Annotated in this window: 16 protein-coding genes and 1 pseudogene; 9 read left to right on the top strand and 8 right to left on the bottom strand. The window is 43.2% G+C overall.

Annotated elements, in window-relative coordinates; translation table 11 throughout:
- Positions 1–179 precede the first annotated feature (179 nt).
- On the bottom strand, positions 180–1,730 hold the full coding sequence (locus tag R8269_RS04710) for a PAS domain-containing methyl-accepting chemotaxis protein (protein ID WP_025768974.1): 1,551 nt from the start codon (positions 1,728–1,730) through the stop codon (positions 180–182).
- A 285-nt stretch (positions 1,731–2,015) separates the two neighbouring features.
- Between R8269_RS04710 and modF the strand changes: the two genes are divergently transcribed.
- Positions 2,016–3,470: a molybdate ABC transporter ATP-binding protein ModF gene (gene modF, locus R8269_RS04715; RefSeq protein ID WP_065275383.1), complete on the top strand. Its 1,455-nt coding sequence runs from the start codon at positions 2,016–2,018 to the stop codon at positions 3,468–3,470.
- Here modF and R8269_RS04720 read toward each other — a convergent pair.
- Positions 3,458–4,930 (bottom strand): EAL domain-containing protein, encoded by a 1,473-nt coding sequence (locus R8269_RS04720; protein ID WP_065275384.1) that lies wholly within the window; start codon positions 4,928–4,930, stop codon positions 3,458–3,460. The genes modF and R8269_RS04720 overlap by 13 nt on opposite strands.
- Positions 4,931–5,278: 348 nt before the next feature.
- Here R8269_RS04720 and R8269_RS04725 point away from each other — a divergent pair, with 348 nt between their 5' ends.
- From R8269_RS04725 to R8269_RS04735, 3 genes are all read left to right on the top strand, one after another.
- Positions 5,279–6,013, top strand: a complete 735-nt coding sequence (locus R8269_RS04725) for an IclR family transcriptional regulator (RefSeq protein ID WP_005386192.1) — start codon at positions 5,279–5,281, stop codon at positions 6,011–6,013.
- A gap of 6 nt (positions 6,014–6,019) precedes the next feature.
- A complete protein-coding gene (locus R8269_RS04730; protein ID WP_025768977.1) occupies positions 6,020–6,859 on the top strand; it encodes an arginase family protein in 840 nt (279 codons plus the stop codon).
- A 309-nt stretch (positions 6,860–7,168) separates the two neighbouring features.
- Positions 7,169–10,159, top strand: coding sequence for a DUF6701 domain-containing protein (locus R8269_RS04735; protein ID WP_405523861.1), 2,991 nt, complete (start codon positions 7,169–7,171; stop codon positions 10,157–10,159).
- A 66-nt stretch (positions 10,160–10,225) separates the two neighbouring features.
- Here R8269_RS04735 and R8269_RS04740 read toward each other — a convergent pair whose 3' ends face one another.
- The 4 genes from R8269_RS04740 to pcp all read right to left on the bottom strand — a co-directional run bounded on the left by R8269_RS04740 (position 10,226) and on the right by pcp (position 13,838).
- Positions 10,226–11,518, bottom strand: a complete 1,293-nt coding sequence (locus R8269_RS04740) for a DEAD/DEAH box helicase (protein ID WP_005375652.1) — start codon at positions 11,516–11,518, stop codon at positions 10,226–10,228.
- 170 nt (positions 11,519–11,688) lie between these two features.
- Positions 11,689–12,675, bottom strand: coding sequence for a CobW family GTP-binding protein (locus tag R8269_RS04745; RefSeq protein ID WP_017821090.1), 987 nt, complete (start codon positions 12,673–12,675; stop codon positions 11,689–11,691).
- Positions 12,676–12,738: 63 nt separating this feature from the next.
- On the bottom strand, positions 12,739–13,002 hold the full coding sequence (locus R8269_RS04750; protein ID WP_005375648.1) for a hypothetical protein: 264 nt from the start codon (positions 13,000–13,002) through the stop codon (positions 12,739–12,741).
- Between the two features lie 197 nt (positions 13,003–13,199).
- Positions 13,200–13,838: a pyroglutamyl-peptidase I gene (gene pcp, locus R8269_RS04755; RefSeq protein WP_258477372.1), complete on the bottom strand. Its 639-nt coding sequence runs from the start codon at positions 13,836–13,838 to the stop codon at positions 13,200–13,202.
- Positions 13,839–14,127: 289 nt separating this feature from the next.
- On the opposite strand from pcp, the gene R8269_RS04760 reads away from it, so the two are divergent.
- The 4 genes and pseudogenes from R8269_RS04760 to trpB all read left to right on the top strand — a co-directional run bounded on the left by R8269_RS04760 (position 14,128) and on the right by trpB (position 17,187).
- Entirely contained in the window at positions 14,128–14,376 is a 249-nt protein-coding gene (locus R8269_RS04760) for a hypothetical protein (protein WP_005375646.1), read from the top strand.
- A gap of 306 nt (positions 14,377–14,682) precedes the next feature.
- Positions 14,683–14,895: a cold-shock protein gene (locus R8269_RS04765; RefSeq protein WP_005375644.1), complete on the top strand. Its 213-nt coding sequence runs from the start codon at positions 14,683–14,685 to the stop codon at positions 14,893–14,895.
- A gap of 359 nt (positions 14,896–15,254) precedes the next feature.
- Positions 15,255–15,563, top strand: a pseudogene (locus tag R8269_RS04770) (S1 RNA-binding domain-containing protein); the annotation flags it as partial.
- 400 nt (positions 15,564–15,963) lie between these two features.
- Positions 15,964–17,187: a tryptophan synthase subunit beta gene (gene trpB / locus R8269_RS04775; RefSeq protein WP_005375643.1), complete on the top strand. Its 1,224-nt coding sequence runs from the start codon at positions 15,964–15,966 to the stop codon at positions 17,185–17,187.
- Between the two features lie 131 nt (positions 17,188–17,318).
- Here trpB and R8269_RS04780 read toward each other — a convergent pair whose 3' ends face one another.
- Positions 17,319–18,776 (bottom strand): DUF3360 domain-containing protein, encoded by a 1,458-nt coding sequence (locus R8269_RS04780; RefSeq protein ID WP_054576803.1) that lies wholly within the window; start codon positions 18,774–18,776, stop codon positions 17,319–17,321.
- Positions 18,777–19,194: 418 nt separating this feature from the next.
- On the opposite strand from R8269_RS04780, the gene R8269_RS04785 reads away from it, so the two are divergent.
- Positions 19,195–19,611, top strand: a complete 417-nt coding sequence (locus R8269_RS04785; protein ID WP_005375544.1) for a VF530 family DNA-binding protein — start codon at positions 19,195–19,197, stop codon at positions 19,609–19,611.
- Between the two features lie 151 nt (positions 19,612–19,762).
- On the opposite strand, the gene R8269_RS04790 is transcribed toward R8269_RS04785, so the two are convergent.
- A complete protein-coding gene (locus tag R8269_RS04790; RefSeq protein ID WP_005375545.1) occupies positions 19,763–21,013 on the bottom strand; it encodes a DEAD/DEAH box helicase in 1,251 nt (416 codons plus the stop codon).
- Positions 21,014–21,382 lie beyond the last annotated feature (369 nt).

Consider the following 21,382-nt stretch of genomic DNA (forward strand, 5'->3'; position numbering starts at 1 on the left):
ATCCCTATCTCTCCGCCACTTATTTAGAGAGCTCGCATTTATTGCGAGCTTTCGTCGTTTTAGCTCTTACAAAAACGAGATTTAGAAATCCTCGCTCGTAAGCGAATCCAGCACTTCACTATATTCCAGTTAAAAGCCCGCTAATGTTTAGCGGGCTTTTAACTTCGATTTTCTAAAGTTTAAGCAAACTTCTTAATCATTTCAGACAGGTCATTGGTGCAATTTTGCACTTTGGTGTTCATATGATTCGTTTCAGTCATCAGTTCATACGATTCACTGTACTTTAAATTAAGCGACTGGATGTTTTCATTTATTTCATCCGTTACATAAACCTGCTCTTCTATCGCGACCGCAATTTGTTGGTTTCGTTCGACGACGTCCTGAACAAGGGATTCCAATTGTTGAATGCTATCCAAAGCAGTACCTAGCAATGTTACCGTTCCGGTCGACATTTCATTACCTTTCTCTAACGCAGAAACCGCTGATTTGCTCCCATTTTGAATCCCTTCAATGGCCGATTTAATCTCTGTTGTCGATTCCTGAGTTCTTTTAGCTAAGGTTCTCACTTCATCTGCTACAACGGCAAACCCTCTGCCTTGTTCGCCTGCCCTCGCGGCTTCAATTGCAGCGTTCAACGCTAATAAATTAGTTTGTTCGGCAATACCATTGATGACTTCAACAACGGTTCCAATTTGCTCGGTTTGTTGGTTCAAACGTATGACCACTTTAGATATTTCGCCGAGCTCACCCACCAGCTCTAGTACCGATTGGTTAACATTATCGATAACGCTACGGCTGTCTATCATCGTATTTTGCGCTTCTAACGTAGCCTCGGCGGTCGCTTGAGCATTATTTGATATCTCAGATGAAGAGGCTTGCATCTCGTTGACCGCTGTTGCGACCGAGTCAATCTCCACTTTCTGTGCGCTTAAGTTCTCCGTCACTTGCTGGCTATTTGTCGCAGCACTGTTAGCACTTGCGCGCGTTTTTTCGCAAGAGTCTTTTACAGACACGCCAACGCGCCCCAATAGCGCATTTGCAAATTGCTTACGCATCTTCATACCCAGCTCAATCTCAGCCAGATCGTTGATTCTTCCGCAATAAATATATTCCATGAGTGGATTGTTGAAGTCTTGCCTAGCCTGTTTAGCGAGCTTCTCAACTGGTCTGGTTAATACATAAATAGAGAAAACGGAAAGTAACGCAACAACGCCAAACGCTATCACTGGTGATTGATTCATTTGTAGAATGAGTAAGCCAAGAAGGTTTGAAATTAAAAGGAAGAAGGCCGATCTCATCCACAAACGTGTACGAGGAAGATACATTTTCCACGGCTTACGATTATTTCGAAGCTTCGAATACGCTTTTTCCGCTCGCTGGATGTGTATACGCTCAGGTTTAAATCTCACTGATTGGTATTCCACAACTTCACCATTAGATTTTATAGGAGAAGCAAACGCGTCAACCCAATAATAGCCGCCGTTTTTACGTCGATTTTTGACCATTCCCATCCAGTGTTTGCCAGTTTTCAGGTGAGTCCATAAATCTTTAAAAGCCTGTTTTGGCATATCAGGATGACGCACAACATTGTGGGGTTTACCGATAAGCTCCCCTTCATCAAACCCCGCTACTTCATTAAAGTTTTCACTGGCATATTTGATGTAACTGGAGGTATCGGTAATGGAAACTAGGCTGTAACTCGAAGGGTAATCGTATTCCGTTTCACTCATAAACATGTGTCCTTACATTGATTAATTAACAAACGGCAAATATGAATTTATCAGCATAACATTTACATGCATAATGATAGGTTGATTCAAAAATAAAACAAAATTATTGACAAGCTTACTTGTTACTTAATGACTCTAGTCGCATTTTTATCCTCTAATACAAGGCTTCGTTAATATGCACAAGACTGAGCACTGTTCAAAATTAATACACAAAAGCGCTTCCGTACTGAGTTCGTAAATTGTTATAAGTAATCCACTAAAACGAAAACAAGGAAGACAAACACAATGACTATTCACTTTCGTCAGCTTGCAGCTAAGAGAAACACGACACACTTGTTTATTGACGATTGGAAAATTAACACTCAGCAGTCTTGGGGGATATTCAGCGCGGATGGAGATATTGGCTCTCTGCTTGGAGACCTTATTTGTGATGAAATATCACCAAATAGTGGGGAAATTGAGCTAAATGGGCTGTCCGTTGCGCAAGTGTCGTTATCAGAGCAACAGCGATTACTGGAAAGAGAATTAGAAAAAGATGATACGGATTTTCTTGATCGTATCGACCAAGGAAGCACTGTTTATTCATTAATCCTAGAACAGAGCCAAGACACTAACTTAACTGAACAGCTAGTTAATGATCTCGACCTAAGTCATCTTAGAGATAGTGGCTTCCGTGTTCTCTCTACCGGAGAAACCAGAAGAGTAATGCTCGCCCGAGCTTTAGCCACACAACCTGACTTAGTATTACTCGATAATCCATTTACTGGCTTAGATATTGCGCACCGAGCTGCTCTCGCTCGCTATTTACACTCGCTTTCTCAAAATGTGCAACTACTCGTAACCTTCTCTCGCGAATCTGACATGCCTGAGTGGATCAATAGCATCGCGCTTTTCAGTGCAGGAAAGCTTGATAGTACAATGGATAAGTCCAGTTGGGATAATCATCCAATCATTGGACAAATTAAATCTCAGTCAAAGCAACAGAGTGAAGAAATGATGAGCTTGATACGTCAGCATCAGCACTCGACGCCATTCAACAACCCAATATTTGAACTAAAGAATGGGGCTGTCGAATACACCGATAAGAAGATTTTTACTGACTTGAACTGGCGCATAGACAAGGGCCAACATTGGCAGGTCAAAGGCCCAAATGGTTGTGGAAAGAGTACCTTACTTGGATTGATCTTTGGCGATCATCCGCAATGCTACAGCAATGACATTGATATTTTTGGTAAAAAGCGTGGTACTGGCGAGACAATCTGGGAAATTAAGCAGCATATCGGTATGGTGTCTTCAGCGCTACACCTCCAATATCGAGTCAATTGCAGCGCATTAGAAGTCATTTTGTCAGGATTTTACGATTCGATTGGGTTGTATAACCAGCCAACTCGCAAAGAGATGAATATTGCAAACGAGTGGCTCGATATCTTACATATGAGCCAGTACAAAAAAACCTCATTCAAGCAATTAGAGTACGGTCAGCAGCGACTGTTACTGATTGCAAGAGCCATCGTGAAACAACCCACATTATTGATTTTGGACGAGCCGTATCAAGGGTTAGATTTTTTGGGTAGACGGTTAGTTAAGAACACACTTGAGCTCATCGCTAGAGAGAATTTAAGCCAACTATTGTATGTGTCTCACTACCAAGAAGACCGCTTAGATAGCATCAAAAATGAGTTAGAGTTTGTGTTTGATGAAAATGCTCAGTGTTATAGAGCTAACGTCTACCAATCATAATGACTTCGCTGCGCAAGCTGCTCATAAGGTAATGGTTTGGAGTACAGGTATCCCTGATGATATCTCACTCCCATCTTCTTTAAGTGTTCAGCTTGCGCTATGGTTTCCACGCCTTCAGCGATCAATTGTACTTGTAATTCTTCCGCGAAGTGAACCATCGCTTTTAAGACAGAAGCACTAAGGCTAGGAATACCAATAGTTTCGACAAAGCACTTATCGATTTTTAAGTAATCTATGCGCATGTGCTGTAGAAATGCTAACGAGGTTTGGCCAGTTCCAAAATCATCGATCAGCACATCAATACCATGCACTCGCAGCGCTGCAATGCATTTTCTCGCCTCTGAATCAATGAGCTGACGCTCCGTTATCTCTACCCCTAATGAGACTTTGTTTCGGCTCAACTGTCTGTCGAGCAATTGAATTTTTCTGATCGCGTTTGGTCCGACTAAATAACCAGGCGGCACGTTAATACCAAGGTGGACAGGCTGATCAAAGCCTAATTTACTGAAGTCCTCTGCCGCTTTATCCAGAACGAAATCAGTAAGTAAAAAAACCAATCCACTTTGCTCTGCCGCAGGGACAAACTCGTCCGGAGAAATGAACCCCTTACTTTGATGCTCCCATCGCACTAGCGCTTCAAACCCGAATAACTGGCCGGTATCAACGTTAACTTGCGGTTGGTAATACAGGGTCAACTCTCCTCTTTTTATCGCTCTTTTAAGATCCAGTATCAAATTGCGATGAGGATCAATAAACTTATTCAACGCATACAAGCAAAGGTAGATCACGAAAATAATTGGAATTGAGTACAAAAAATAGGAAAGTGTTCTCTGTTTGACGAAAAGATCGCTGGCTTCACTCAAAGCTTCATACTCAAACATTTGCGACGATTTGATACCGATAGGATTACTTCCCGCTCTTAATGCTCCTTCTGGTGAAACTTGATCATGGATAAACAGCGCAGAGCGTTTTAGGCGTAAATCGTTGTTAAACCCTATTGTCGCATTAAAGTAGTCATGATCGATAATCGTTACGGCTTGATAACCCCGCTCTCCTTCCGTTACCACTAGCAAGAACTGATCGTACAAGCTATCAACACTACCAAGCGCTAGCGTTTGTCCCTTGGGAAAGGTGATGTGCTCAGCTAACGGTTTAGAGATACTTCCCAATTTCGAAGAACAAGTAATGACTCCCTCTTTCACAATGAGCATTTCTTCAATATCTCGTTCAAACATTAAGCTTTGCTGGAGCTCTTCACATCGCTCAGGGTGTAGCAGCGCCGTGCGGTTTTCTGTCTCTATTTGGAATAAAATTTCATCTGCAATTTGCACATTTTTTTCTAATAAATGATTGAGATTGTTTTGCACGCTTTCACGAGCTAAATACAAAACCTCTCCAATAACCAAGGGAATAGGCAGAAGAAAAATGATGGCTTTTTTAAAAATCGCCTTATTCAGCATATAAAAGTAACCTTTTATAAAACCGATTTACTGAGATGGTACCTCGATTCCGATACCCGCTAGCAACTCACGTTTTTTAACATTATTTGTTTGGATTAACTCAGTATGCGAAACGCTGAGTAATACCGCAAACTAAACAATGTCTTAATCACTCCTGTTCCAATTTAGTATCAAGCGCCTCAAACCTGAGACTTTAATTCGACACCATGTTATGTCTATCGGTAGTTGCGAAAGTCTTTACCTGTCTGTTTCTCATCATGTAAGAATTACCCATTAAAATTATTTTTCTTTTCTCAGTGATTAAGAATTATATTTGTCGTAACTCCTACAACACGTTACAACACTCTCATGACGACAAACAAAGCTAATGCTAACCAGGTAAACGAAAAATCACTGCAGTTGTTAATGCAAGTTGCAGTTAGTCCGTTCCCAGTTTCTGCGAAAACGCTAAGCGAGCAATTGAACGTTCCTTTAAGCAGCCTTTACCGACACTTAAAACTGCTTAAAGAGTGGAACTTGATCGAAGAAAGCGTTCACGACAAGACATTTGTCGTTGGTCCGGCGGCATTATTACTCATGCACAGCTATGAGACCGCGCAACATGGGCTCGACATGGTCGAAACCATACTGGCTAGGTTGGTACAACAAACCGGGGAAATGGCCGCTTATATGGTACCAGCGGGTTATCGTGCGCTGTGTGTCAGACAGAAAGAAAGTATGCAGGCGCTGCGTTGCAGCTTCGTCCAGGGTCAAAGTCAACCTCTGCTGCGCGGTGCCTCATCTAAAGTGATGCTTGCTTTTATGCCTCAAAGTCGATGCGAGAAAATCTTGAGATATTTTAATCAAGATCACCGACGTGACGAGTGGGAAAAAGAGCTCACAACCATCCGTAAACACGGATATGCCGTCAGTACTTCTGAGATTGACCCTGGTGTGTCAGGTATTAGCGCACCGGTAATGAAAGGAAGCAAACTGATTGGCGCAGTCTCGGTAATGGCTCCGGCCCACCGAGTCGAAAAGGATAAGCAGCGCATTATTTTACATGTACTGCAAGCGGCAAGGGCACTACCACCAGAAAGGTAATTCATCATGTTAAGCTTTTTCAAACGCTATAAACTCCATCACACAGTGAAACAGCCGCAGCATTACCCTTTTTCTTTTATGACAGTGTGTGAGTATTTGCCTCCTATGTCGAAGGGTGCGTTTGAATTAGCTGATCAAAGTTTGGAAAATGCTAGCGATTGGCTATACCAACAGCATGATCATGAAACCGCTGAAAACTTTGGTCACTTCAACCACGACAAGCTGGAAAATGGCGAGTTTCAGGAAGCATTAAGCCTTTCGCTTTCTCGCCACTCAATTCCTGTTTTAGTAACTAACTGTACCGAGGCAATCTTGTCCATGTTACCTGTGGTCGTGTCCTATCGAGACGAAGTGGGTGTGGTAAATATTGGACATGACATGAACTTGAAACCAACACTTGAACCACGTTTAGGCTCGGCATTTCATTTTGCTCTTTCTCGCTATCAAAACGTGCGATTATTTTTTGCTGGTGTTAGCGAACAAGATACAAAGCAAGAAACGTGGGAATACGCGGAGGATCAAGGTTGTGACTGGGTAACCGATAAAGAGTTTTCTTTTCGTCATCGCAATAATGTTAAGCAACAGATCGGCAATTACCTAGACCACTGCGACCAAATAATCATTAGTATCGACCTTGGATCTCTAAAAACCAAAAACAGCCTTGATGGCGCGTCAGAAATTGATATCCAAATGGTTCTACGCACGATTAGGCAATGTTTGGTTGCAGGTAAAGTGCGAGCAATTCAGCTCGTTGGCGATCGAGATTGTCTGGTGTATTCGAGACAAACGAAAGCCATACTCGAAGAGTTATATCAGATGGCCCCACTCATCGTTCACGCTGCCTAGCGTTATAAACATTCAGAATCAGGATCGCGTCCTTCCTGATTCTGAACCAACATGCTTACTTATTATCCTTAACTAACAAATAGTTACACATATAAATCGACACACATCACACTTACCTCTTGAACTAACCTGACACTTACGTTGTAATAAGGCCGCTAAACTTTGGTATGACATACGAAATAAAAAATAACCAAAGTTCAATAACTAAGCGGCTTCAAAACAAAAAGTACCGCAGCTATTCCAATTTCAGTGAGCATTTGCTCACGCTCGCTTGATGCCATCTTGTTCCACTCATTAGGACATTTGATGATGCGTCTTTGCAGTATTTTCACTGCGGTTCTTTTTTTACCGCTAACCTCACACGCCACCACTTATGACTTAGCAGATATCAAGTCAAACACTAATGTTGCCTTTTGTAAAAACGGAACCATTCATGTAACGGGTTCTACTTACGATTGCACTACAAATATTGTTCTCCCGAAAGGCGATCAAATTATAAATAGTAGTCAAAGCTCATCGTCTTTAACCGCTCATGGTTCCATAACACTCCGTGGGCAGAATGTCATAGGCTCAAAGGAAAGCCCTATAAACATCAAAGCTAAAGGAACTTGGTTAAAAATTAATGGTAATAGCTACGTACTAGGTAATGTCTCTGCTTTAGGTTCTATAAAAATAACTGATAGTGAAATCGAAGGAGATATAGAAACCAATGGTGTTGGTGGAAATGGCCGTTCTGTCGAGTTTTACGGAGAGCACAACGTCCTTAATGGCAACATCATTGCTCAAAGTGACGTGTACATCGAATCTGGTATGTTCTGCGGTGATATCAAATCAAAAGGAACAAAAGTAGAAATTAATCAACTGGAATCGTCGCTTTCTAATACACCAATAGTTGTGGGCAACATTAATGCTCTATCGGGGATAAATCTTAATAATACGACAGTTTTTGGTTCTTTGACATCTCAGGGACATACTGTAGATACAGGTTTTGGCACGACCAAAATATATGCGAATAAGCAAGCTATTTCGGCAATGCATTTTTCAATTAATAACTCCAATACTTCTATTTGTGGTAGTGTGACAGCCACCCTAGAATCAAGTTCAAATTTCAACCACTATTGTGGCATTGATGAACCCAATTGTAGTTACGCAAATCAAACACCAACAACTTGCCCTATTCCTTCTTATATCCCTGAATGTAAAATTACGCCTCCATCAGAGAACGACTTCGACCTCAGCGTCACACCATCGGACGACATGGCACTGATGTGCGGCGACGATCTTCCGCAATTTACAGCAATGACAACCAATAATGGAGAAGTTGTAAGCGCAGAAGTCAGTGCAGCCCTATCACACCCTGACTTGTTCACTTTAGAGGTGATCAAAGGTCAGCAGACATTAAAAGCAAACCAATTTATGTCTGACGACAATGGTGAGCTCGTTGTTCGAATGGTCCCGAACGATATTGATACCATCGCGTTAGGTACTAACTACACGCTGACTTTCACTATGGCAGAAGACACCAGCAAGCATCAAACGGTTAGCTTTATGTTTACGCCATTTATGTTTGAGGCCTACTCAAAGACGAAAAGCGCCACTTTAAATGAAATACGCGTTATTGCAGGTAAACCAGAAAACGTGCATACGCGATTGCTTGCTTGTGCTTCCACCGGCGAACCTGTAGTCGCAAGCAACTACAATGGTACTCCTAAGGTTTTTCATCCATTGGTTCAACCATTAGGAGGAAGTGAAGGAAACTTTAGCTATTCAGCGGAATTTAAAGACGGCTTGTCTGAACATGGTCTTGTCACGAACGAGTCCGGCATATTTGAAGTGACATTGTCCGATCATTTTGAATGTGAGGGATTTGAAGAGTGCCCTGAAGAAGGCAAAGTGGAAGTGAAAGGGACATTTAATGTGCACTCGCGACCATGGACATTCGCTATCTGTGACAACCAACGTGCTTTGCCTTCTGGCACCTCTGAACAAGGAGATGGGTTTATTGCCGCCGGAGAACTTTTCTCTCTAACAGTGAAGCCGATCATTTGGCAAACTGACGGCTCTGTAAGTGGTTCTGTTGAATCAGCACGTTATTGTGATGCCTCTATCACCCGTAATTTTATGCTTGATGACGCTCCAGCAGCATCGGTTGTCTTGTCGAGTGAGCAACATACGCCATCAGAGACAGCGAACCAAACCTCAAAATTGCTAAAAAGTAGTGACTCACTGGCTCAGGCGCATAATTCAGCCAAGAATGATCAATTCGTCTTTAATGGATTATATTGGGAAGAAGTCGGGAGCTTGAGAGTAAAAGCAAACCTAGAAAGTAAATATCTAGGTATGACTGTTAACGAAAGCTATCGTTACATCGGTCGTTTTTACCCAAAATATTTTCAAGTGCAAGACCAAGAATGGCACTACCCACATGGCCAAACTTTTGCTTACATGAATCAACCTTTTGAGAAAGTCACTTACGATGTTGTCGCACTCAATGCGAATAAGGAAAACGTGAAGAACTACGTCCACTTTTCATCTAACCTTCAACAACATTTCGACTTAGGCGAGCTAAGCTCATACTCCGATCGGTTTTTGCCGCCTAAGCCTAAGAAGGTAGACTGGAAACTACTGGGTAGCGCGAGTGTTGGAACGTTTGTGATCGAGAAGCCCTCGACCAATGCGACTTGTAACAATAGCCCATGTTGGAAAAAGAACACGACAGATAAACAATACCCTGATGGCCCATTTAATAAAGGGACTAACAGTGACAGCAGCCAAATAGGTTTAGTCACGACTAAAGCCGTTGATGAGGTAAACTTCTTCGACGATAGCGAAGTGCTCACAAAACAACCAGACATTCGATTCGGTCGTTTGAACTTTCAAGATGTAGGTGGCAACCAAGGCATGGTGATCAAAGTGCCACTTGATGTGGAAATTTGGCAAAACGGTCGATTTACGACTAACTTCGATGACAGCTCAACAACGGCGAGTGGTGAATATTACTTCAGCACGCCAATTTGGTCTCATGCGCTAGCAAACAACGCCCTGCTTTCTGGCGTTGGAACGATGAGTATTGGCAGAATGACCGATATCGTTGCAAGCCAAATTGACTCAGCACGCGAGCAAATACAATTCCACCTGGATTTAGACGGCTCAGGTAATCGCATCCCTTGGCTGAAATACGATTGGGATAACACGACAAGTGAAGAGGAAAATCCACCTGTTACAGTTACGTTTGGTGTTCACCGAGGAAACGATCGCATTATTTATCGTGGTGAGCCAAATATGCTTGGCCTAAATTAACGCGAAACGACAAAACAAAAAAAGCCCCTATATTGAGGGGCTCTTTTCATCTAAAACGGATGTAATTTACTTTGCGCCACGACGCGCTTTCAGGCGCTTCACCATAGCAAGACGACGCTCTGCCGACCCTTGGTCTGTTGCCGACTGGTTCGGGTTATTACGACGACCTTGACGATTCTTAAACGCTGGTTTTGAGTGCAGCTTTTCAATGTAAGATTCACGCTGTTTTGGTTCATAGCCTGCAAGCTCAATACGGCGAATTCGCTGCTGGATTAGATTTTCAACCTGAACAACCGTGAGCTCTTCATCTCGGTTTACAAATGAAACGGCATGACCTTGTTTACCTGCACGGCCTGTACGACCAATTCGGTGAACGTAATCTTCCGCTAGGAAAGGCATGTCATAGTTCACAACGTGAGGTAAATCTTCAATATCTAGACCTCGAGCAGCGACATCGGTAGCCACCATGACACGTGCTTTACCGGACTTGAACTCTTCTAACGCACGACGACGAGCACTTTGAGCACGGTCACCATGACAAACCACCGCTTTGATACCATCAAGTTTCAGCTCTTTTACTACTTCGTTTGCGGTCTCTTTGTAGTTCACAAATACCAACACTTGTTTCCAGTTCTTACGACCAATCAGCTCCGAAAGCAGTTCCGTTTTTCGCTCTTGATCAACTGGATATAACACGTGAGCAACTGTCTGTGCTGTCGTATTCGCTCGCTCAACTTCAATACGCTTAGGCTTACGCAGGATATCTTTTGCTAACAGATTTAGTTGGCTCGAAGTCGTTGCTGAAAACATCATAATTTGCGGATCAGTATCCACATCTAGCATGATCTTACGTACTGCGTGAATAAAGCCCATGTCCAAGATACGGTCTGCTTCATCAAACACTAAAAACTCTAAGTGTGCGACCGAGACATTACCTTGTTCAATGTGCTCTTCCAATCGACCTGGTGTAGCCACTAGGATATCTACACCGTTTTCTAATGCCGTTACTTGAGAAGACATTTTACGGCCACCGAAAATCGCAGCCACCGACAGGTTCGTGTACTTCGTGTAAGCTTTGATGTTGTCAGCAATTTGTTCAGCAAGCTCACGAGTTGGAGCCAAGATAAGTGCGCGAGCAGTCTTACGAGAAGCGCTACGGTTACTGTCTAGCAACTGCTGAATCATAGGCAGAGAAAACGCAGCCGTTTTACCAGTACCTGTTTGTGCTGTAGCGAAAATATCATGGCCTTTGCGAGCCATTGGAATCGCCTTCTGTTGAATTGGCGTTAACTTTTCATAACCGCATTCTGCCAGTGCTTTAACCACTTCTGGCGCAAAACCTTGAGATGAAAATGACATTGAGCGTATTCCTTAAACAAACCACTAAAAATAGCTTTAAAAATTTAGCCGTGCACTATACCCGAATTTGAGTGATTTATCTCACTTTTCTCATTGAAATCCTACAAAAGAAAAAACGGTGAGCACAGATATATTAGTGGTTCACCGTTTTCGTTTAACCTTTGCGCGATTTAATGTTTGATGCCAGATAACTGAAGGAGAATTCGCTCAAGCTCATCCCATGGCAACAGCTGAGAATCTATCACTTCTAATCGTGATTCAAAGCCTTCTAAGCTGATTTCATTCACCGACACGACTCGGTTGGCAACATTAAACGCGTAACAACCTTGATCCGTATTGACCACTGCTTTAACACGCTCTGCGGTCAAGTCCGAAAGCATAGAGAAAAGCTTTTCAAAATCAAACTTATACTCTGCCCCAAACAACCACCCACAACTAAAATAACCCTGCCCTTTGTTCTCTTTGCGCACAAAGGCTTCACCAGGCGCCAATTGGAATTGAGGCTCTTGATGAGCGTGGTCATGATGATGTGACTCGATATGGGAAGAAGCGCTGCCGTAAACCCGCTCAATATCCAAGACTTCTATCGGCAACTCACCGTCATGAATAAGCTTACTGAATACTTTTGAAGGGGATTGGTCCGTCACCCAGTCATTAAACACATCAAGGTCGTGGCTGGAACATAGGTCAACCTTACTACCAATAACCACATCTGCACTGTCTAACTGGTCCACGAAGTTTTGGTTAGAAAGATACTTTTCATCACTTAAGTTACGCGGATCAACCAAGGCAATCGTCGCTTTAAGATCAACGTAAGGTTCATACTGCTGTGAGGTAAGCGTCGCGATAACCTGTTTTGGATGACCAAGGCCTGTCGGCTCAATCAATAAACGGTCCGGTTTTTGACGCAATAATGCGGTGATACCTACCGACATCGGCACACCCGCAGTGCAGCACATACAACCACCCGGCACTTCTTTAATCAGCGCGCCTTGGTCGGTCATCAATGCACCGTCGATGCCAATCTCACCAAATTCATTGACCAAAACCGCCCAGTTTTCTTTTTCCGGTTTGTTCTTCAGTAGATTTAAAATCGTGGTCGTTTTACCGACACCCAAAAATCCGGTCAGTATGTTGGTTGGTACTCGATTTGACATGCTTATCTCCGACACGTTAGTGCATTAATGCTCCAGCAAAGTATACGGAGAATGTGACTCGCTTCAACGCTTTTTATCGCACGCATCAAGCTCATTGCGTGATGCGTTGGAACACATTTTTCGAGCTTGTTTGGGTTGACTTATCAACTCTGAACGCTTCATATCAGACAGGTATCTACTGGTATAAATAACGCAAGTAAAAAACGCGATAATAGCGACTACGATGGGAAGAACTCCGAGCGTGTTTTCGAATTTAAGCGCAGCAATAGCCAACGCGAAAACAACGACAGAGATAAGTGCGATTGACTTACTTTTGTTGCTTTTCATAATAACTCGCCTTTCGTAAAGTTAGCCCCTAACACCTCCTGTACTAGAGGAATGCCAGTTTGAACAACATCCAACCTGACTATTCAATGCTACTCCTTTCGCTACTTGTGAAATTTGACAAAGCTAACATTTACTACGACATCAAACGACGAGCTTATTATTATCTTTCATATACTTACTGGATTTTAAAACACTTACTAGCAAATCGACCCGCCGCTGACCAATATGTCGTTTTCATTGGCAATACAAACTTGCGCCACCAGCCTTAGCCCTTCGACTATCATCTCCAGAGACATAGAAGGCTGACTGCCATCTGCTGCTTGTTCTGGCAATAATGGAGTATGAACAAACCCGTGACGAATCGGATTGTCTTTCAAGTAATGTTGGATGCCATAAAAAAGGTGGTTACATACAAATGTTCCAGCACTGTTGGAAATCTGGCTAGGTATACCCTGCGTTTGCAATGTTTGCACAACACGCTTTATCGGTAGTGTCGAGAAGTAAGCATCAGGACCATCAGCCACCACGGGTTCATCAATCGGTTGATGACCAGCGTTATCTGGAATACGAAAATCATCGACATTGATTGCGACACGCTCTGGGGTTATCGCGCTACGCCCGGCCGCTTGCCCTACAGTAATCACACAGTCTGGCTGGTGCGCTTCTATTGCTCCAATAACGACTTTCACCGAGTCATATCGAACTACGGGGACTGGGCAAGTAACTATCACACCTCCTTTTATGGCCGCGGCCTCTAATTGCTTGACCGCTTCTAAGGCGGGGTTAATGGCGTCACCACCAAAAGGTTCAAAACCGGTAATCAGGACTTTCTTCATAACAGCCTTTAGGAAAAGAGTTTCACAAATTATTGCACTCCCCTTCACCCCATCCAATAGCAAAAGTATTGATGAGATAAACCAGACAACATTATGTGACTCATGTCTAACCAGAGAGTGTTTTCTGCCTCATTGAATCTAGGCAAGTTCCGGACTATCGAGACTAACTTATTGATGATTAGTGGCAGGGCAAGGTTCTCTCATTACATGACGCACGTAGAAGCTTGGTTTCCACGCTTAACTTAGGTAGAGTACGCGACCGCAATGCAATTCGAAGAGATTGAATACAATGAATATTGATAACCATGTAATCGAAACGATTGAAGAGTTAGAGGCATTTCTGCATTTAGTAGAAAGCGGCGCTCTGGGTCTTGAAGGTGTCACTGGCGTTGCGCTAGCCACCTCTAATACCGATGGCCGTCCATTTGTTGCCGTATTAGGAGAAAAGCACCAATTGCTCCTCGGTCGCTGGGTTTCGCAGCACGTATATGACAATGGTAAAGACATCGTTCGTAACGGCCCAACCAGAAAACACTAAGCGCTCGACGCCACCTATAACATCACGCCGTCTTATACACCAAGCGTATGCTTTGAAAGCAATGCGCTTGGTGTACTCAAAAAATAAAAAAGAAAAGGCTAGCCTTTATTAATTTTGTCGGTATACTGCACATCAGCTCTTACGGAAAGAGCTATTAATGTAATTAAAGATCAAAGTTTCTCTCAGTTCCACATCGAATTCCTCGTTTACGTTCCTGCGACAAAATAGTTATCTCTAAAATCATATAGTAGCACTTGATATTAGCTAAAAATTCAATATTTAAAACAATCAAATATAGAGGTATCTATGTCTAATAAATTAACTGGTTCAGTAAAATGGTTCAACGAAACTAAAGGTTTTGGTTTTATTTCTCAAGACAATGGCGGTGATGACGTATTCGTTCACTTCCGTTCTATTGTTTCTGAAGGCTTCAAAACTCTTACTGAGGGCCAAAAAGTATCGTTCGTTGTTGAACAAGGTAACAAAGGTTTACAAGCAGCTGAAGTAACTGCACTGTAATTCTTTGTGTGGCATCAATGTTGTTGGTGCCACAATCCCCTTCCACTTATTACTGCCCTTACTATTCTCTATCTAAGTTTATATACCCAAATCACTTACCTCTCCCACACCATCATTAATCACTTTCAATAAAGTCACTTTGGTATACATCTTTAGGTAATCACACCGCCTACCTTGCAATTCCAGTTTGGAACTAAATTAATCTCATTCATATCTGAATCACTTCGCCTCATGCTTTGCTCATAAAAATAAAGTTTATAAAATAAAAGCGATTGGCGAATATAAGAGAAAAAATGAAATTAAATATATCTGCTCAATCAATAAATTCTAATAATTACGAGCACATTATCCCTAGCTGAGAGATTGAGTTTGCACTGAAATGCCATTACATGAAGCCATTTATCGGACAACACTTTATAGGGACAGCGTCTGGATTCACACACTTCGGAGCATTTGTTGAGTTAGAGGAAAACCGAATCGAAGGTCTCATTCCTTTATCAAGTTTCCAAAATGGTGAGTTCGAATTTGATGCAGTCAAACAAAAAATTTCTAGCCAGAGCACCACGTTTACTTTAGGGACTAAAGTGCACGTATTGGTTAAAAACGTCGATTCGAAACAAAGAAAGATCATGTTCAATTTAAAAGATGCAGAACACACGGTAGGTTAGTCTGTTTTAGGTTACTTTCTAATCCATTAATCAAAAATAAAAAATAAGCTTTTAATACCGCAATTAACTTGTGACATTTCGCTGACATCGACTCATTCTAAAACCCTAATATCTGACAAAGGAAACGAATCTAATTTTTGTTTCCAGACACCATCGCAGAGTGTATTTCCAGCACTCTGTTTGCCTCGAGAGGTTCTTATGACAGCCTAGGATCTCTCGAGGCTTTTTTGCACCTATTCAAACCACCTGATTCTACATCACAACTATTATCCCCTACACAAGCTGTACTTTTTAACTAGTGCACTAGATCGCGAACTCTGATTTAAGCAACTGATCACACAACCACTTCTAAATTTTGGGTATAAAAGTATCAATACTTTCGCTAACTAGGATGTAAATAATGAAAAACTCGTTTGATCTCACTATGCCCAACGAAGAAGGATACTTTGGTGAATACGGTGGTAGTTTTGTTCCACCTGAGCTTGAACAAATCATGCATGACATCAACGCAGCTTATGAGGAATGCAGCAAAGATCCTGAATTTAAAGCGGAACTCGCTCGCCTGTATAAGCACTTTGTTGGACGACCTAGCCCAATCTTCCATGCGGAAAACTTGTCTAAAAAATACGGAGCAGACATCTACCTAAAGCGCGAAGACTTAAACCATACAGGCGCACATAAAATTAACCACTGCTTAGGGGAAGCCATTCTCGCTAAAAAGATGGGTAAGAAGAAACTAATTGCAGAAACTGGCGCAGGGCAACACGGTGTTGCGCTTGCTACAGCCGCGGCATTGGTTGGCTTGAAATGCGATATTTACATGGGTGAAGTTGATATCGCCAAAGAACATCCGAATGTCGTCCGCATGAGAATCCTTGGTGCTAATGTCATTCCTGCCACTCATGGGCGCAAAACCCTCAAAGAAGCGGTAGATTCTGCATTCGAAGCTTATCTGAAAGATCCTGATACACAACTTTATGCGATAGGCTCTGTCGTTGGCCCTCACCCATTCCCTAAAATGGTACGAGATTTCCAATCAATTATCGGTAACGAAGCACGAGTTCAATTCAAAGAAATGACCGGCAAGTTACCCAATAATCTCGTCGCATGCGTTGGAGGTGGTTCTAACGCGATGGGGCTATTTACTGCTTTCTTAGAGGATGAACAAGTCGCCATTCACGGCGTTGAACCTGCGGGCCGCTCTTTGCAAAAGGTTGGCGAGCATGCTGCAACACTCACACTCGGTGAGCCAGGTATCATGCACGGATTTAAGTCTTACATGCTTAAAGATGCGCAAGGCGAACCTCAGGAAGTGTACTCTGTAGCAAGTGGCTTGGATTACCCATCGGTTGGGCCTCAGCATAGTTACTTAAAAGACATTGGCCGTGTCAATTACGGCTCAATCAGTGATGACGAAGCGATTGATGCCTTCTTTGAGCTGTCTCGTGAAGAGGGAATAATCCCTGCTATTGAATCCTCACACGCTGTCGCTTACGCAATTAAACTCGCACAGCAAGGAGAAACCGGCTCGATTTTGATCAACCTATCAGGCCGTGGTGACAAAGACATTGATTTTGTCGTTGAACACTACGGCGCAAAATACGGCATTGAATCACTCATATAGCCTAACTCCGTAGCCTAACCCTACATGCAAAAAGCTACCTGGTACTAGGTAGCTTTTTGTTTTTGTCTACTATTTTAAGAAGCAAGTCCCTTTACTCACTGCTCTCACTATACCTTTAGAGCATAATTCGATTAACCGATAAGAGCTGGAATGCCTGGAAGCTGACCAACAACAGCAAGGGAGCCTGCACAAACGATAAACGCAGTGCCAGGAATCAGATATTTATCTTTGCGCGATAGTTCGTTAGCACGCTCATGGTCGCCGATAAGCCCGAGGTTATCCAACAGCATCGTGATTGCCCAACCGAAGACTGGATTAACGAATGCACAGGCAAAAATACAGATACCTGCACTGAGTGAATCTTTATGCTTATGGATCATCTGCATACCCGCTTCAAGGAGTGGTAAGAATACACCCACAATCAAAGCAACGCGCAGAACAGGTTCCCACATTGCTAGATCCATTGGGTAGCCAATTACCGCCGCCGCAATACACATGAAACCCGTCAACAGAGCGCCACCTGGAATAGGACGCTTGGCAATTGCGGCAGGAATCATGTACGTTCCCCAAGAAGAAGCTAGGTTTCCGCCCCCTAAGAGTGAACCAACCCCCTGACGAACAGATGCTCCGACCATCGTGTCGTCGACATCCATGAGTACACCTTTCGCTTCTTTTGGGTAGTTAAGTTCTTGAAACACACGATGGCCGAGATAATCAGGGGACCACATAGCGACTGCCAGTAGAGCAAATGGAGTCACGGCAATAAAGTGCTCTAGGGTTGGCCAGCCTAGCTGCCAGCCTGTATCTTCACCCCACCAGTAGAATGGACTGAAATTAGGCAGGCCCGGTTCTGTGGTAAAGGCAAACTCAGCGCCCATCAAATAAGCAACAATACCCGCGAGTGCAGAGCACAATGGGATAGCGAGCCAACGTTTATTGATCTTGGCTAAGTAAGCGTAAACCATAACGGTTAGGCCTATGACCACAAACGAAATGTAACCTTGGTCCGTACTTGCAGCCCACGCTTCCGTCTTATTAATTTGCCCGAGCAACCCAACGGCACCAAGGTAGATCAACAACCCTCCTCGAACCCCGATACCAGTCAGAGTCATGAGTTTAGAGCCACCTTTGGTTAAGGCGAGAATTAACCCAAAAACACATACCATCAAACCTAGCGCGAGAGGGTGCCCTCCTGCAGCTGCAATCATAGGAATCAGCGGTATCATTGGGCCATGGGTTCCCGCTAAGTTTGCATTCGGGTTTAGGATGGCAGAAAACAGGATGACGAACAGGGCTCCAGCGATAAGTAATTCGTAACGCACGTTTTCTGCAATGAATTCCGGAGATAAACCAAACTGAGCAGCAAAAGCGGAAACCATGGCAGTGACCATAACCACTTTACCAATGGTTGCTGCTAATGCCGGTACCCAGTCTTCGATTTCAATACTGTAATCACGTGAGGGCAAATGAATTCCCCAGCGACGGAAACTCATGACGGTTAAATCATGATTTAGAAAGTCTTCTCGGTTTTCAAATTCATGCGGTTTTTTGCGCACATCCCTGTAAAAAGTCTTACTTTTGTCAGACATTGAGTCATCCTTTTATGTTTCAACGTTGAACTACGTCAACTAGAGTTTCGCTTGGTAGACAGGCCTTCGACCAATACGAGACAACACCCACATCAAACTTCTAGGCCATACTAAGAAAGCGGCATGAACCAATTTTGATTTTGAGCTTATTAAGCATGTGTTGCTATGGGTAGGAATATTAGACATTAGTAAAAGAACAACAAAAATCTCACTTATTACACAATAATTTAACATCGAGCTGGGACGCTTGAACTTTTAAGAGTCATTTTTGAGCAGAGAGCCAAGTAGAGCGGCCAATTCCGATTTATACTTTCAAGGTAGAGAGCACTGTGCTCGCATCCATCGCAAAGTAACTATCGATATCTCTACATTGTATACTTTGTTAAACTCCGCCCTTTAATGAGTAAGGCCCTTAAAAATGATGACTGACGAAGAGAGAATCGAGCTGCAACAGAACAATCCACTGCACGGATTAAAGCTAGAGACTATGTTGCAAGAGTTAGTGGATTTTTACGGCTGGGACATTCTAGATACAGCAATGCGTTTTAATTGCTTTAACACTAAGCCTTCGATTGCAAGTAGCGTGAAGTATTTAAAGAAAACCGAATGGGCGAGAGAAAAATTAGAAAACTTTTACCTTTATCGCTTTAAGCGCATGCCACGCGCGAGCGAAGAAGAATACAACTTACCACCAAGAGCTCGTACCTTCCCTCATGGCCTTGAACCTAAAGAGCCAATGCCGCTAACCGTTGACTCTATTCTTAAGTCACAAGCCAAAGCAGCGTCTGCATTTAAAAAGCGTTCACCTCGCGGACGCCCTGCTCGTCGCCAATAACACTATCTTGAAAAGCAATAGAGCCCTACTGGTAGCTCCAGCAGGGCTCTATTGTTCTTTAAAGGAATGGCTAGAAGCGAAGACTCAAGCTAGTGAGCATTCCTTTTCTCTAACAACTCCCGTAAGTAAACTCACATGTAGTTTACGTTTTCTATTGATTACGCTTTTTCTTCTTTTTACCCGTACCTGCCGGCTTCGCTCGCGGCTTCATTGGTAAAAAGTAGGCTTCACTCTGATCGTCTTCCACTTCAAAACCGACTACCTGCTCGCGTTCAAGTTGGAACTTATTTTTCTTTTCTATCACTTTGAAATGGTGGTAGTCGTCGTAATCGATAAGAGATAACCCTAAACCTACTTCACCAGCACGACCACTACGACCGATTCGATGCATATAATCAGCAGGGCTACGCGGAAGATCGAAGTTAATCACCACTGGAAGTTTTTCTATATCAAGGCCGCGTGCTGCGATATCGGTGGCAATAAGAACTTGAATCTCGCCAGACTTAAAACCGTCAAGGACACGAGTACGAGCGCCCTGCCCTTTATCACCATGGAAAACTTCAGCGGTAATACCGCGTTTTGACAACTTTTGAGCTAAATGATTACAGGCATTCTTAGCATTCACAAAAATCAAAGTCTGTCGCCACTGATGCTGTTTGATTAAGTGCGCGAGTACCGCCGTCTTCTCACCTTTATTTACACTAAACACGCGCTGCACCAAAGTGCTGGCTTCTGCGCTCTGCAACTGAACTTCAACAGGGTCGCGGAGCAACTGCTGAGCCAACGTCGTCACTTTATCAGGGAAAGTTGCAGAAAATAACAGCGTCTGTTTCTTCTCTGGGAGTAACGCAAGAATCTTATTCAGTTCTTCGGTAAATCCGAGGCTCAACATACGGTCGGCTTCGTCAAGAACAAGCGTTTTTACTTGGTCCAACTTAATCGCGTTACTGGATACCAGATCAAGTAATCGACCCGGCGTTGCAACAATGATGTCACAGCCACCACGAAGCGCCAGCATTTGTGGGTTCACCGATACACCACCAAATACGGCAACCGTTTTGATCTTATCTCTGAGATGGTATGAGTAAGATTTGACGTTATATGCCACCTGTGATGCCAACTCACGAGTTGGTACTAAAATCAGGTGGGAAACGAAGTTGCCACGGCGATTGTTTGATTCGTCTTGCTGAACAATTTTTTGCAAGATTGGCAGCGAAAAAGCAGCGGTTTTACCAGACCCCGTATTGGCACCACCAATAATATCTTTCCCTTCAAGGATATCAGGAATAGAACGGGATTGAATGGGCGTCGGTTGGCTGTATTCCAACGCTTCTAGTCGCTCGACTAATGTTGGAATCAGGCCAAGATCGGCAAATGTCGCTTGCTGTGTTTTATCTGTCATTACAATGAGTGGCTCAGTGCTAGTAAAGGCCGTGTATCTTATGCTATTTCGCGTCTGGATGTTAGAGATAATGGCCCAAACAGAAGATTGGTGAAAGAAGCACTATAGGGTTCAGGAACTTCCTTTCACTAACATGAGTTAATGGTTTCGATAACCAATACTCTACGACCAAGATGGTAAAGCTCACGACAAGCAAAGTGAAAAGGAGTCAGGCATTCTGACTCCTGTAAAACAAAACACATTGTATTTTGGGGAAAGAGATTACAAAGGCAGGCCACACCCGAATCAAAGGCTTAACCACACTATTTAAGCTCTGCGGTTTTGAGAGCTTAATATAGCTTGAGAAAACTCCAGCTCACTAATGTCCAT

The sequence above is a fragment of the Vibrio sp. Vb0667 genome, assembly GCF_033391095.1.